Source organism: Trinickia sp., from assembly GCF_036503415.1.
Classification (GTDB): Bacteria; Pseudomonadota; Gammaproteobacteria; order Burkholderiales; family Burkholderiaceae; genus Trinickia.
In genome coordinates, this window is the sequence record NZ_DASXWY010000098.1 from 1 (window position 1) to 13,506 (window position 13,506).

Annotated in this window: 12 protein-coding genes; 4 read left to right on the forward strand and 8 right to left on the reverse strand. The window is 64.6% G+C overall.

Translation table 11 applies throughout. The features are described from left to right. The 4 genes from VGL01_RS13340 to VGL01_RS13355 all read right to left on the reverse strand — a co-directional run. Positions 1-1,014, reverse strand: a 1,014-nt coding sequence (locus VGL01_RS13340) for a molybdopterin-dependent oxidoreductase (protein ID WP_331570014.1), incomplete at its 3' end; no start/stop codon positions are given. Between the two features lie 137 nt (positions 1,015-1,151). Further along, positions 1,152-2,579 (reverse strand): amino acid permease, encoded by a 1,428-nt coding sequence (locus tag VGL01_RS13345; RefSeq protein ID WP_331570016.1) that lies wholly within the window; start codon positions 2,577-2,579, stop codon positions 1,152-1,154. A 217-nt stretch (positions 2,580-2,796) separates the two neighbouring features. Further along, positions 2,797-4,212, reverse strand: coding sequence for an FAD-binding oxidoreductase (locus tag VGL01_RS13350; protein ID WP_331570018.1), 1,416 nt, complete (start codon positions 4,210-4,212; stop codon positions 2,797-2,799). Positions 4,213-4,223: 11 nt separating this feature from the next. After that, the gene (locus VGL01_RS13355; RefSeq protein WP_331570020.1) at positions 4,224-4,361 is read right to left on the reverse strand and encodes a hypothetical protein; all 138 of its coding nucleotides are present in this window, start codon (positions 4,359-4,361) and stop codon (positions 4,224-4,226) included. A 307-nt stretch (positions 4,362-4,668) separates the two neighbouring features. On the opposite strand from VGL01_RS13355, the gene VGL01_RS13360 reads away from it, so the two are divergent. Beyond that, positions 4,669-5,481, forward strand: a complete 813-nt coding sequence (locus VGL01_RS13360) for an IclR family transcriptional regulator (RefSeq protein ID WP_331570022.1) — start codon at positions 4,669-4,671, stop codon at positions 5,479-5,481. Between the two features lie 131 nt (positions 5,482-5,612). On the opposite strand, the gene VGL01_RS13365 is transcribed toward VGL01_RS13360, so the two are convergent. From VGL01_RS13365 to VGL01_RS13375, 3 genes are read right to left on the reverse strand one after another with little or no spacing between them, the layout of a single operon-like run. After that, complete coding sequence (locus tag VGL01_RS13365) at positions 5,613-6,350, reverse strand: ABC transporter ATP-binding protein (RefSeq protein ID WP_331570024.1); 738 nt, start codon at positions 6,348-6,350, stop codon at positions 5,613-5,615. A 28-nt stretch (positions 6,351-6,378) separates the two neighbouring features. Next, the gene (locus VGL01_RS13370; RefSeq protein WP_331570026.1) at positions 6,379-7,398 is read right to left on the reverse strand and encodes an ABC transporter substrate-binding protein; all 1,020 of its coding nucleotides are present in this window, start codon (positions 7,396-7,398) and stop codon (positions 6,379-6,381) included. Positions 7,399-7,422: 24 nt separating this feature from the next. Then, positions 7,423-8,283 carry an ABC transporter permease gene (locus tag VGL01_RS13375; RefSeq protein ID WP_331570028.1) on the reverse strand — a complete coding sequence of 287 codons (861 nt, stop codon included), beginning with the start codon at positions 8,281-8,283 and terminating at the stop codon, positions 7,423-7,425. 354 nt (positions 8,284-8,637) lie between these two features. Here VGL01_RS13375 and VGL01_RS13380 point away from each other — a divergent pair, with 354 nt between their 5' ends. The 3 genes from VGL01_RS13380 to pta all read left to right on the forward strand — a co-directional run bounded on the left by VGL01_RS13380 (position 8,638) and on the right by pta (position 12,073). Beyond that, a complete protein-coding gene (locus VGL01_RS13380; protein ID WP_331570030.1) occupies positions 8,638-9,042 on the forward strand; it encodes a nuclear transport factor 2 family protein in 405 nt (134 codons plus the stop codon). 160 nt (positions 9,043-9,202) lie between these two features. Continuing rightward, the gene (gene xsc / locus VGL01_RS13385; RefSeq protein ID WP_331570032.1) at positions 9,203-11,020 is read left to right on the forward strand and encodes a sulfoacetaldehyde acetyltransferase; all 1,818 of its coding nucleotides are present in this window, start codon (positions 9,203-9,205) and stop codon (positions 11,018-11,020) included. Between the two features lie 12 nt (positions 11,021-11,032). Next, positions 11,033-12,073, forward strand: coding sequence for a phosphate acetyltransferase (gene pta / locus VGL01_RS13390; protein ID WP_331570034.1), 1,041 nt, complete (start codon positions 11,033-11,035; stop codon positions 12,071-12,073). Between the two features lie 59 nt (positions 12,074-12,132). Here the strand turns inward: pta and VGL01_RS13395 are convergent. Beyond that, positions 12,133-13,506, reverse strand: a 1,374-nt coding sequence (locus VGL01_RS13395) for a cobaltochelatase CobT-related protein (RefSeq protein WP_331570036.1), incomplete at its 5' end; no start/stop codon positions are given.

The following is a 13,506-nucleotide window of genomic DNA, read 5'->3' on the forward strand; positions in this document are numbered from 1 at the left end:
GCAGTGGGCAACCTGCTCTCGCAGCAATGCGAACGACGGCGCGACGGGCGTATCGTCCTCGAGCACATAACGGCCCTCGAGCGCGGGCTGCGCGCCGTCCGTGTGATGCAGCACGGCGCGATCGGTGCGCGTATCCCACCATAGGTGATTCTGGGGATAGAGCGCATTCACTTCGGGCGCGCCTGGATCGCGCATGAACAGCCCGAAGGTATCGCGGTCCTCGCGCAAATCGACGAGCTCGGCTGCATTCGAAAACCGCTCGACGAATGCACGATCGTAGCCATCGTGTTCGATCAATTCGCGGATCAATGCCATGAACAACGCGCCGTCGGTGCCGGGCCGAATTGGGACCCATTCGTCTGCAATCGCCGCGTACCCGGTGCGCACGGGGTTGATGGCAATGAAGCGCCCCCCTGCCCGCTTGAACTTGGACAACGCGATCTTCAACGGATTCGAATGATGATCTTCGGCGGTGCCGATCATGAAGAAGAGCTTGGCGTGATCCAAATCCGGGCCGCCGAACTCCCAAAACGAACCGCCCATCGTGTAGATCATGCCGGCCGCCATGTTGGCCGAACAAAAGCCGCCATGGGCCGCGTAATTGGGCGTGCCGAACTGCTTGGCGAAGAGGCCCGTGAGCGCTTGCATCTGGTCGCGGCCCGTGAAGAGCGCGAACTGCTTCGGGTCGGTCGCGCGCAAATGCGAAAGACGTTTCTCCAGCACGTCGAACGCGACCTCCCACGAGACCGGCTCGAACCGGGCCTCGCCCCGCTCGGCGCCCGCCTTGCGCATCAATGGCTGCGTGAGCCGCGCGGGCGAATACTGCTTCATGATGCCCGAGGCGCCCTTGGCGCAAATCACGCCCTGGTTGAGCGGGTGCTCGGGGTTGCCGTCGATGTAACGCACTTCGCCGTCGCGCAGATGCACGCGAATGCCGCAACGGCAGGCGCACATGTAGCACGTCGTCGTCTTGAACTCGAGCTTCTCATTTTGCGTACGCGCGTGATGGTCCATCGTGCTCTCTCGTTTGCGCAACGCGGCGCGCGGCCTCGACGAAGCAGCGCCCGCAGTGGGATAGGGCTATGGTAGGTGCGTCCGCGGCCGGCTAAAAGTTGTATTCGGTGATCGAAACTATCGGCCGCAGCGATAATTCAGCGAGGGGGATAGGAAGCCAACTCGTGCTCGTCGACGGCGCGCTCGCGGCGCCGCCGCACGAACAGGGCATAGGCGAGCAGCAGCATCCCCAGGCTCGCGACGCCGAGCCAGAGCGGCTTACGCTGATCGGGTATGAACGCCATCGCAACCAGGATGCCGATCATGCCGGCGATCGAGAGCCAGGTGAGATACGGGAAGCCCCACATCTTCACGCGAAGGCGGTCCGCTTGCGCGCGATCGAGCCGGCTGCGCAAGCGCAATTGGGAAAACGCGATCAACACGTAGACGAAGATTGCAACGGTGCCGTACGAATCGACGAGAAATGCGAACACGGTATCGGGCGAAACGTATGACATGACGACCGAAACGTACCCGAACAGCGTGCCCAGCAAAATCGCGCGCACCGGCACGCCGCGCCGATTGACCTTCGCGAGCGAGCTCGGCGCGTCGCCGTTGCGCGTCAAAGCAAACAGCATGCGCGATGCGGCATAGAGCCCGGAGTTGAGCGCCGAGAGCACGGCGGTCAGCACGATCGCATTCATGACGTGCGCCGCGGCGGGCAATCCCATCACCTGCAACGCGCTGACATAAGGCGTTGCCATGCGCGCCGAATTCCACGGCACCAGCGCGACGACGAGCGCGACCGAACCCACGTAGAACACCAGCACGCGCGTGATCACCGAGTTGGTGGCCTTGGCCACCGCCCGCGCCGGCTCGTGCGCCTCAGCCGCAGCGATGGTCACGATCTCCGCACCGAAGTAGAAACCCGTCGCCGCGACCGCACCGCTCAATACCGGTCCGATGCCGAGCGGCATGAAGCCTCCATGACCGAGCAACGTCGGCAGCACGGCGCTCGTGTGCAACGATGCCGGCCACAAACCCAGCACATAGAGGCCGCCGAGAAACAGGAAAACGATGATCGCCCCGACTTTGATCGACGAAAACCAAAACTCGAACTCACCGTAGCTGCCGACCGAAATCAGGTTCGTCGCCGTGAGCACCACGAGCAGGACGAGGCTGATGAGCCATGCGGGCGTGTCCGGCAGCCAGAACTGCACGAGCTTCGCGCCCGCCACCGCCTCGAGCGCAACCACGATGACCCAGAAGTACCAGTACATCCACCCGGTCAAAAACCCGGCGAGCCTGCCGGGCCCCCGCCGGTTCGCGAATGCGAGCCGCGCATATTCGTAGAAGGACCCGACGGCGGGCATGGCGCAAGCCATCTCGCCGAGCATGCGCATCACGAGCACGACGAGCACGCCCGTGATCAGAAACGACAGAATGGCGGCGGGGCCCGTTTGCTGAATGACGACCCCGCTGCCCACGAAGAGCCCTGCCCCAATCACGCCGCCAAGCGCAATCATCGTCATATGACGCTGCTTGAGCCCGCATTTCAATGTGCTGTTATCCATCGAGGGTTGCATGTCTTCTCCATATCTAGTGATATAACCGCTGTCGAGGCGAAACTGCCAATTAGCAATTGCCTGGGCAATGGCGAGCGCCTTCGAACGCGCACGCAAAGGCGTGCGCGCTCCCCGCCGCATGGACGGGCTTTATTGCTGTTGTAATGGGCGATGCGAGGCCCGGCCTGCCACCGGCCGGGCGTGCATGACGGCGATCGCGGCGAGCGCCGCGCGTGGCTTACGGCCGTTCGTCGCGCCTGAAGTATTGAAAATAGAGCATGCGTTGGCCGATTCTGCGGAACGGCGCGAACGGGTGGCCCGGCAGCGGGCTCGTGAAAATCGGCAGCGTCTGGTGCGCGCTCTTGCCCGCGATGCGCTCGGCCAGCCTTCGTCCGGCTTGCTGCGAATACGACACGCCGTTGCCGCCGTAGCCGAGCGCATAGTAGACCGACTGCTTCGGATCGGGCTGGCACACGCGCGGCATCATGTCATGGCTCACGTCTACCCAGCCCCACCACGAATAGTCGATATCCACGCCGCTCAATGCCGGAAACTTGCGCGCCATGCCTTCCTTGAGCAGATCCAGATGGCGCGGGTTCGGCGCGTCCGCGCCCGTGATCGCGCTGCGACTGCCGATCTGCAAGCGCCGATCGGGCAGAAAGCGGTAGTAGAACCGCAGCGTGCGCGTATCGGTCAGCACCTGCGTCGTACGAAAGTTGCACGCGGCGATTTCGGCGTCGGTCAGCACGCGCGTGACCATCGAATTCGACAGAATCGGCATCACCTTGCTGCGCAGCGCCGGGTGCAACGTCTGGGCCGTATACGCGCCCGTTGCGATGCCTACCGAGCGGGCGCGCACCACGCCGCCCGGCGTATGCAGATGATGCACGCCGCCAATCGTCTCCCAACCGGTCACGGGGCTGCTCGTGTGCACGCGCGCGCCCGCCGCTCGCGCAAGTCGCAGGTACCCGAAGGCGAGCTTGAGCGCGTGAATGCCGATCCCTTCGGGCTCGTGCAGTGCGCCGGCCGCCTCGTGATCGTCGATGAATTCCCGGCGGAAGGTTTGCGCGCTCAGTAATTCAGACGGGTAACCGAACACGTCCTTCCAGACTTTCGCTTCGGCGGCGAGCTTGTCCATCATGCGGGGACGATGCGCGATGAGAAAGTGCCCGCCCGGTTGCGGATCGCAATCGATCTCGGCAACAAACGACTTGAAGTGCTCGAAGCCTTCGAGGATCTCTTCATGCATCTTGAGCGCGACGCCTTTGCCCCAGCGCTCGATCCACTGCGAGCGCGAGAGGCGACCCGATGCATTTTGTGCCTGACCGCCATTGCGGCTGCTGCAGCCCCAGCTCGTGCGATTGGCTTCGAGCACGACCGCCTTGATGCCATGCTCGCGCGCCAGGCACAACGCCGTCGCCAGCCCGGTATAGCCGCCACCGATGATCGCGACATCGACGTCGATGTCCTTGACGATCGGACCATCGTCGGCCGGCGGCGTGCCGGCGGTCGCGACCCAATACGTCGGCGCGTAGTCCTTGCCGTGCCCGGGCCCCGGAGAGACGAGCGGATCGTACTTCGGATCGTAGCGCCGGTCGGTCGCCGGGTCCGGCGCAAAGCCGCTCGCCGCCCGCTCGACTGAGCTGTATTCCATAATGAGGACTCCTAATGATTGACCGGTGCGACGCGCGCAGGGCCGTGCTTGGCGTGCGCGGCCGCCGCGCTCGGGCCGCCGCCTTCGTGACCGCTCGCGCCTGCCGCGCTTGCCGCGCCCTCGAGCCCCGCGCAATGCCTGTTGCCCATCTCTATCTCCTGGTCGTTCTTTTCAGTCGTTCGCGCGCAACGCTTTCGATGCGGCGATCCGTCGAGGAAAGTGTAGGTAGGCCAATTTCGCGCAGGTAGAACCAGTGGCGCAGATTCGCTTGGACCAGGGCACCGAGCGCGGACGCCATGCCATGCCGGCAAGCCGACGCATGGATCGTCGTCGCGTCGAACGAGCCGCGTGCCGTATCGGCATAAACCAGCATAGGCAGCCGCAATTTCATGCCGCACGCTATGAAGTGGTACAAAACGGTTCATTTATCTCGTCGTCCGCGACGAACCGATACGTATGTCCGACACCGCCTCTACATCACCCGACGCCACACCTGCCGACGAAGCGCGCGTGCTGCGCGCGCTTGCCGTGCTCGAAGCGCTAGCGGCTGCGGGACAGCCCTATACGCTGTCGCAGCTGTCCGCGCGGCTGCGCATCCCGAAGGCCACGCTGCTGCGGATGATCGAAGCCTTGGAATCGCGCGGCTACGTCATGCATATGCCCGATTCGCGCGGCCACGATCGCGCGATCGCGCTCGGTCCGCGCTCGGCGCAGTTCGCGCTGGCCACCCTATCGAACAACACCTTCACGCGTGGCTGCCGCTCGGTGCTGCGTGCGCTCGTCGAGGTGCTCGGCGAGACCTGCAATCTGACCGCGCTCGATAACGACGCGGTGCTGTACGTCGAGCGCGTCGAGACCACCGAACCGCTACGGCTCGAAATGCGCCCCGGCATGCGCGTGCCGTTGCATTGCACGGCGAGCGGCAAGCTGTTTCTTTCGCAAATGACACTGCTCGAGCGCAACGCCATGCTCGCGCGCATGACGCTCAAGAAGATGACGCACCGCACGCTCACCGACCCGAAAACGCTCGCCGCCGAACTCGACCGCCTCGGCCCGCGCGGCGTCGGCATCGATAACGAGGAGTTCGTACGCGGCATGGTGGCGGTCGCGGTGCCCGTGAAAGACGCGGACGACGGCCATGTGCTGGCGTCGCTGGCCGTTCATGCGCCGACCGCGCGCGCGACGCTCGACGATCTACTCAAAGCCGTGCCGCAGATGAAAGAAGCTGCCAGCGGGCTCGCGCCGCTGCTCCACGCCAGCCGCGTTTAACAGCGCCCATGCCGACGCGGGCGCACGCGCAGACAGCGCGTGGCTCGCGTCGGCGTCCAGCCCACGCCCTCCGCCCCCCGCGTTGCGGGTCAATGCAGGTGTCAAGGCGGGTCTATGCGGGTCTATGCGGGTCAATGCGCCAAGATGTCCATCGCCCGCTTTTTGAGCGCTAGAAAATGCGGCTCGAACTCGGTTTGCGGCGTGCGCGGCCGATCCAACTCGATCGGCACATCGAGCGCGACGCGCCCCGGCCGCGACGACAACACCACGAGGCGCGTGCCGAGAAAGACCGCTTCGTCGATGTCGTGCGTGATGAACACGATCGTGCAATGCAATTGCTCCCATAGCTCCGTCAGGAACCGCTGCATGGCCGTGCGCGTTTGCGCGTCCAACGCGCCGAAGGGCTCATCCATCAGCAAGACCTTGGGCTTCATCACGAGCGCACGCGCGATCGCCACGCGCTGCTGCATACCGCCCGATAGCTCGTAGGTCTTGGCGTGCGCGAACGCTTCGAGGCCGATCGTGCGCAGGATCTCGGCCGACGCCTGCCGCCGTTTCGCCTTCGGCACGCCGTGCAGTGAAAGACCGAACTCGATGTTCTCCTCCACGCTCAGCCAGGGCAGCAACCCGGCCTGCTGAAAGACGACGACGCGATCGGCCCCCGGCGCGCTCTTGGCCTCGCCGTCGATGTAGATGTTGCCGCGCGAAGGAGACGTGAGCCCGGCGAGCAGGTGCAGCAAGGTGGTCTTGCCGCAGCCCGATGCGCCGAGCACGGTGACGAATTCGCCGCCTTGGAACTGCAGGTTGATGTTCTCGAGCGCCGAAGTGGCGCCGAACGTCTTGTATAGCGAATCGATGACGATGTTCAAATCCGTCTCCTACGGCGCTGCGACGCGCTCAATGGGCAAGCGATTGCGAATACTGCGGTGCAACGTTCGCATCGAAACTGGCCGGTACCGACTGAATGCGGCCGATCGTGTTGAGCACCTTTGCGGTGTTGACCAAGGTTTGGTAGGTGGCCGATGTCTTCACACCCGCGCCGGAGCCCATCACCTTTGCCGTGGTCTGATCCGCACCGGAAAACAACTCGTAGCCGGCCAATTCGCTTTGTGCCACCGGGACCGTCACACCCGTTTGCCGCGCCATCTCTGCCAGCGCGCGATCGCGATGCGCCTGCGTCACTTGATAGCCTTCGTCGAGCGCCGCGACGAAGCCGGCCGTCAACTCGGGATGGGCCTTGGCCCAATCAGCGTTCGCGATGCACACGTTGTAGCTCGACGCCTCGCGCGGTAGATCGCCGTCGGTCTTGATCGCCTTACCGCCCGCCGCGCGCAGTGCGCTAAATACCGGGTCCCAAACAATGGCCGCATCGATCGCTCCCGTCACCCAGGACGTGCGCATTTGCGGCGGCGCCATGTTGATTTGCGTCACGGCCGCATACGGCACGTGCGCTTGGGCGAGAAACGTCGCCAATTCGAACGACGCTTGCGAGCCGGCAACGATCGCGATTTTCTTGCCCTGCAGGCCCGCCACATCGCGAATCCCGCTCTCGGGCTTGACGACGATGCCGGCCGCGTTGGTGTAGCGCTCCTGGTTATAGACGATCGTCATCGGCAAGCCTTGCGCGATCGCCGTCACGAGCGGCGGAACGCCGAGGCCGCACATGAACGTCAAGCTGTTGGACGCCAGCGCGCTCATGGCCGCCGGGCCGGAACTGAAGAGCTTGTACTGCACGTCGGCGTTCATGTGCCGTTCGAACAAATGCTCGGCCATCGACACCATGTACGGATCGGCGCCGTTGTCTTCATAGCCGATGATGACCTCGGGCTTGCTCTGCGCGTACGCCATGCCACCCGCCAAACTACCGGCGGCCAGCAACACCGCGGCAACCGCTCCCATCCCGTGTTTCGTTTTCATGTTTCGTCTCCTCGATGAGTGGAATCAGTCATGCCCGCGCCAAGGCACGACCCAGTTCTCGGCTTTGCGTATGACCAATTCCATGGCGTAGCCGATCAGCCCGATGATGACGATGCCGACGATGACCACACTGACTTGCAACGCTTGCCCCGCGAACTGCACGAGCCAGCCCAAGCCACTGCTGGCGGCGATCAGTTCGGCCGCGACGAGACAGGTCCAGGCGACGCCGATCCCGACGCGCATGGCCGTGAAAATCTCCGGCAACGCCGAAGGCAGCACGATTCTTCGGAAGATTTGCGCGTTGGTCGCCCCGAGCGTGCGCGCGACCGCGATGCGCAGCGGCGGCGTGCTTTTGACGCCGGACATGGTGCCGATGATGATGACGGGAATCGTGCCGACGAGGATCAGAATGGCCTTGGGCAACTCGCCGATGCCGAACCAGACGACGAGCAGCGGGATGTAGGCGAGCGGCGGCACGGGCCGCACGAATTGCAGCAACGGATCGATGATGTCGTTCACGATCTTGTTGCGCGACATCAAGAGGCCCACGGGCACGCCGATCGCCACCGCGCCGACGAAACCGATGACGATGCGAAAGCAACTGATCAAAATGTCGCTGACGAGCGACTGCCCGCCGTAACCGTCGCGCACGATGTCGACGAAAGCGCGCCACACCGCCACCGGCGAAGGCAGGGCGAAGGCGGGAAACACACCCGCCATCGACACCACCTGCCACAGCAGGACCGCTATCGCCAGCACGACGGCCGTCAGCCCATACGATTTCATGCTCGCATGAGCGAGGCGAAGCTTGATGCGCGGCTCGCGCGGCGGCCCGGCGGGCCGTTTGATCGTCTTGCCGTGTTCGGGTAGTGCTCTCGCTCTCACTGCCGTCTCCTTCGGTTCTACATCGGGCGCCCACGGTGCGCGCAGCAATCCGGCACGCAACCTCGCTGCAGCAAGCGCATCGGCGTCTCGATGCGCGTACGACCAAACAGGAGATCGCTCGCCCGTTTAGTCAAGCATTGTCAAACAATAAGCGCGCCGGTAGTGCCAGGCGAAGGGATCCGATGGGTCCAGCGCACGAGCGCGCCGCCTGTCCATGATCGCTCTACTCTGGCCCAAGCGAAACTGGAAATCTGGCGCTACCGGCCCCTGCGCGCGCCCATTAACGTGTCGATAAACCATGCCGCGGCTTGCCTTCCAGCGAGGCGCGGCCCGCTCATTGTTCAGGAGACATGCATGACAGCCACGCCTCTCGCCCCTTGCGCCGTGACGGCCGACACGCTCGCCGCGTTTTCGGACGCCTTTAACCGCCACGACGCCGACGCGCTCATGGGATTCATGACCGAGGACTGCGTCTTCGACGCCGCGGCAGGCCCCGACGTGCATGGGACCCGCTTCGTCGGCCGCGACGCCGTGCGCGCCGCATTCGAAGCGGTATTCAGTGCTTTCCCCGATGCGCATTGGGGCCACGGCCGGCATTACATGGCCGGCGAGCGCGGCGTGTCCGAATGGGTGTTTACCGGTACGCACAAGGACGGCTGGCGCATCGAAGCCGAAGGGTGCGACTTGTTCGAATTCCGCGATGGGCTGATCGCGGTCAAACGGGCCTTCCGTAAAGAACGCCCGAAGCAGCCCGCATGAGCCGCAGGGCGCGCGTTGCCGCATGCATCGCGGGCCTTTTGAAACGAATCATTTCATTCCATTCCAAATTCGTCGTCGGTAGACGGAACGGCTTGACCCGACTGGAACGCTGAATAGCATCGAAACCAAGCGTTTTGTTAACCGAGGACCGGAGACACTGATGAGCGACCAATCCACTTCCCAACGCGCGACGGCCAGCGGCCCGCAAGAGATGACCCCTTCCGAAGCGTTCGTCGAAACGCTCGCGGCCAATGGCGTGACCGACATGTTCGGCATCATGGGCTCGGCGTTCATGGACGCGATGGATATCTTCGCGCCGGCCGGCATCCGCCTGATCCCCGTCGTGCACGAGCAGGGCGCAGGCCATATGGCCGACGGCTATGCGCGCGTATCGGGCCGCCACGGCGTCGTGATCGGCCAAAACGGCCCCGGCATCAGCAATTGCGTGACCGCGATCGCGGCCGCCTATTGGGCGCACAGTCCCGTCGTGATCGTCACGCCCGAAGCGGGAACGATGGGCATTGGCCTGGGCGGCTTCCAGGAAGCGAATCAGTTGCCGATGTTTCAGGAATTCACGAAGTACCAGGGCCATGTCACGCATCCGGCGCGCATGGCCGAATTCACCGCGCGCTGCTTCGATCGCGCTCAGGCCGAGATGGGACCGACCCAGCTCAACATCCCGCGCGACTACTTCTACGGCAAGGTCAAGGTCGAGATCCCGCAGCCGCGCAAGCTCGATCGCGGCCCCGGCGGCGACGAAAGCTTGAACGAGGCGGCCGATCTGATCGCGCAAGCCAAGTTTCCGGTCATCATCTCAGGCGGCGGCGTGGTCATGGCCGATGCGGTCGAGGCTTGCAAGGCGCTGGCCGAGCGCTTGGGCGCGCCGGTCGTCAACAGCTATCTGCACAACGACTCGTTCCCGGCGAACCATCCGCTCTGGTGCGGTCCGCTTGGTTATCAGGGCTCGAAAGCGGCCATGAAGCTGCTGGCGCGCGCGGATGTGGTGATCGCCCTCGGCTCGCGCCTCGGCCCGTTCGGCACCCTGCCCCAGCACGGCATGGACTATTGGCCGAAAGAGGCGAAGATCATTCAGATCGACGCAGACCACAAGATGCTCGGCCTCGTGAAGAAGATTTCGGTAGGCATCTGCGGCGACGCGAAGGCCTCGGCGCTCGCACTCACGCAAAGGCTGGCCAATCGCGAACTCGCGTGCGATGCCACGCGCAGCGAACGCGCCGATCAAATCGCCGCCGAGAAAGCGGCGTGGGAAAAAGAACTCGACGGCTGGACGCACGAGCTCGACGCCTACAGCCTCGACATGATCGAGGAGCAAAAGCACGAGCGCACGTTCAACGGCGGGCACTATCTGCACCCGAGGCAAGTGCTGCGCGAGCTCGAGAAAGCGATGCCCGAGGACGTCATGGTGTCGACCGACATCGGCAACATCAATTCGGTCGCGAACAGCTACCTGCGCTTCAACAAGCCGCGCAGCTTCTTTGCGGCGATGAGCTGGGGCAATTGCGGCTATGCCTTCCCGACGATCATCGGCGCCAAAGTGGCGGCGCCGCACCGCCCTGCCGTGTCGTATGCGGGAGACGGCGCGTGGGGCATGAGCCTGATGGAGACGATGACCTGCGTGCGCCATGGCATTCCCGTGACGGCCGTGGTTTTCCACAACCGGCAATGGGGCGCGGAGAAAAAGAACCAAGTCGATTTCTATAACCGCCGCTTCGTGGCGGGCGAGCTCGACAATCAAAGCTTCGCCGCCATTGCACGTGCAATGGGGGCGGAAGGCATCGTCGTCGATCAGTTGGAGGATGTTGGGCCTGCGCTCAAACGCGCGATCGACATGCAGATGAACGAAGGCAAGACGACGATCATCGAGATCATGTGCACGCGCGAACTGGGCGATCCCTTCCGTCGCGATGCCTTGTCCAAGCCGGTTCGCCTGCTCGACAAGTACAAGGACTACGTCTGATCCGCCACGACCATGAAAGCCCTCAACCGCATCATCGAAGCGGCGCGCGCGTCGCCCATGCGCATCGTGCTGTGCGAGGCCGATGATCCACGCGTGCTGGCCGCAGCGGTGCGCGCCAGCCGCGAAGGCATCGCGCGCGTTACGCTGGTCGGCGATCCCGGCCGCATCCGCGCGACCGCCGAGCGCGAATCGCTCGCGCTCGGCGACATCGCACTTATCGATCCGGCCGCTTCTGAATGGCACACGCCATTCGTCGACACCCTCGTCGCGCTCCGCGGCGGCAAAGGCATGACGCCGGAGCTGGCGCAACGGGAAGTGCTCAAGCCGCTCGTCTTCTCGGCGCTGATGGTGCGGCACGGTTACGCCGACGGTTCGGTGGCGGGCGCGGTCAACACGACGGCCGACGTCGTGCGCACGGCGATTCAATTGATCGGCCTCGAGCCGTCGTTCAAGCTCGTGTCGAGTTTCTTCCTGATGATGCTGTGCGAGCCGTTTCATCGCTACAAGGGCGGGCTCGTGTTCTCCGATTGCGCGCTCGTCGTCGATCCCGACGCCGAGCAACTCGCGCAGATCGCCATGGCCGCCGCCGATAGCGCGCGCAGCTTGCTGATGGAGGAGCCGCGCGTGGCGATGCTGTCGTTCTCAACGAGCGGCAGTGCGCATCACGCGCACGTGGACAAGGTGATCGAGGCGACGCAACGCGTGAAATCGGTGCGTCCGGGCCTGGCCATCGACGGCGACGTCCAGCTCGACGCGGCGATCGTCGCCGAAATCGCCGAGCGCAAGATCGAGCACTCGCAGGTGGGCGGTCACGCAAACGTGCTCGTTTTCCCCAATCTCGACGCCGGCAATATCGGCTACAAGCTCGCCGAACGCATCGGCGGCGCCAAGGCGATCGGCCCGCTGCTACAGGGGTTGAATTATCCCGCCAACGATCTGTCGCGCGGGTGCAGCAGCGAGGACATCTATTACGTCATCGCCGTCACCGCCGTGCAAGCGCAAGCCGCGCACGCACGCCGCGCCCATCCCTCTCAGGAACCCCACGCCGCGTGAGGGAGTCGCCGCGTCGCCGACGATGACGGTGACGTCGGCTGCGGCTATGTCTATGACGGCTAGTGCCTCGCTCCGATCCAGCGAGCCACCCCGACGAGCCGCTTCGTATCGAGCGGCTCGGCCGGGTCCAACGTTGCGCAATGCCGGTAGTAAGCGCTCAAGTCGCGCCCGATGCCCAGCCCGACCACGTCCACGTCACGCAGCGTTTCATGGTGCAAAACGACCTCCTTAAGATGCGCATCGAGATAGGTCGCGTCGTTGGCCTGCGCAGTCGCCGCATCCATCGGGCTGCCGTCCGAGATGACGACGAGGATCCGCCGCGTGACCGGCAGCGCGGCCAGCCTCGAGCATGCCCACTCGACGGCCTCGCCGTCCACGCCCTCGCGAAACAGATCGGCCTTGAACAGTGCGGCGATGTCGGTGCGCGCACGCCGCCAACTATCGTTCGCGCGCTTGAACACCATATGGCAAAGCTCGTTCAGGCGCCCCGGATGCGACGGCCGTGCAGACGCGAGCCACCGAAGCCGCGCGCGCCCGCCATTCCACGCGCCCGTCGTGAAACCGAGCACTTCGGTTGGAAGCCCCGCTTGCTCGCTCGCGCGCGCGAGGCTATCGACCAGCACCGCAATCGTTTCGATCTGCGCCTTCATCGACGCCGAGCAGTCGATCAGAAAAGCGATTGCACAATCGCCGTGTGGACGCATCCGTTCTTGCATGAACACGCGCCGCTCGGCGGGCGAGCTGACGATCTGTGCCAAACGACGTCCGTCGATGCGTCCGTCTTCCTCGCCGAACGACCACCCGTCCCTGCGCGGGACGGCAAGCGCTGCCTGCAACTCGCGCGCAATGCGCGCGCTGTTGATGCCGCTTTCGGCAATGCGCTCGTCCAGCTTCGCGCGGTAGTCGCGCAGCAGCGGCCGCCGGGCCAGCGCCGCTGCGCGCACCTCGCGGTCGAACTGCGTCGTGTATGCCCGGTAACCCGGCGCGGACCGATCCAGGCTTCGACTTGCGCCCGGCGCCGCGCTTTCAGCACCGGCCTCGTGCGATTCGTCGAAGTCCACCCAGAGCGAGAACGCGCTCAACGCGTCGTCGGGTTTTCGCTCGTCATCGCCGCTATCGCCGAACCTGGCGCGCGCGTGCGCGAGCATCGATGCGATCCGGTGCGCCAACTCGCGCGCATGCCGTGCGTAGGCGCGTTGATCGAAACGATGGCGGCGCAACCCCGCCAGGTCCGTGCCGATCTGTGTGACGATTCCGGCGCGCGTGGCCTCGATGAGATCCTCCGTTTCGCCGAGCACTGGCCAACCCGTCACGCGCGACCATGCAATTTGCACGACCGTGTAGACGAGGATGCCGAGGTGATCGTCGGCAAGGCCCGCCCTGAAATAGCCGCGCGACCATGACTCGAAGCGATCGCGCAGATTGCGCGCAAG

What these genes read in the sequence shown, in the direction of transcription:
- VGL01_RS13360 (WP_331570022.1), top strand. Translation starts at nt 4,669, where the DNA reads ATGTCCGACACCGCCTCTACATCACCCGACGCCACACCTGCCGACGAA.
- VGL01_RS13345 (WP_331570016.1), bottom strand. Translation starts at nt 2,579, where the DNA reads ATGCAACCCTCGATGGATAACAGCACATTGAAATGCGGGCTCAAGCAG.
- pta (WP_331570034.1), top strand. Translation starts at nt 11,033, where the DNA reads ATGAAAGCCCTCAACCGCATCATCGAAGCGGCGCGCGCGTCGCCCATG.
- VGL01_RS13350 (WP_331570018.1), bottom strand. Translation starts at nt 4,212, where the DNA reads ATGGAATACAGCTCAGTCGAGCGGGCGGCGAGCGGCTTTGCGCCGGAC.
- VGL01_RS13355 (WP_331570020.1), bottom strand. Translation starts at nt 4,361, where the DNA reads ATGGGCAACAGGCATTGCGCGGGGCTCGAGGGCGCGGCAAGCGCGGCA.
- VGL01_RS13380 (WP_331570030.1), top strand. Translation starts at nt 8,638, where the DNA reads ATGACAGCCACGCCTCTCGCCCCTTGCGCCGTGACGGCCGACACGCTC.
- VGL01_RS13370 (WP_331570026.1), bottom strand. Translation starts at nt 7,398, where the DNA reads ATGAAAACGAAACACGGGATGGGAGCGGTTGCCGCGGTGTTGCTGGCC.
- xsc (WP_331570032.1), top strand. Translation starts at nt 9,203, where the DNA reads ATGAGCGACCAATCCACTTCCCAACGCGCGACGGCCAGCGGCCCGCAA.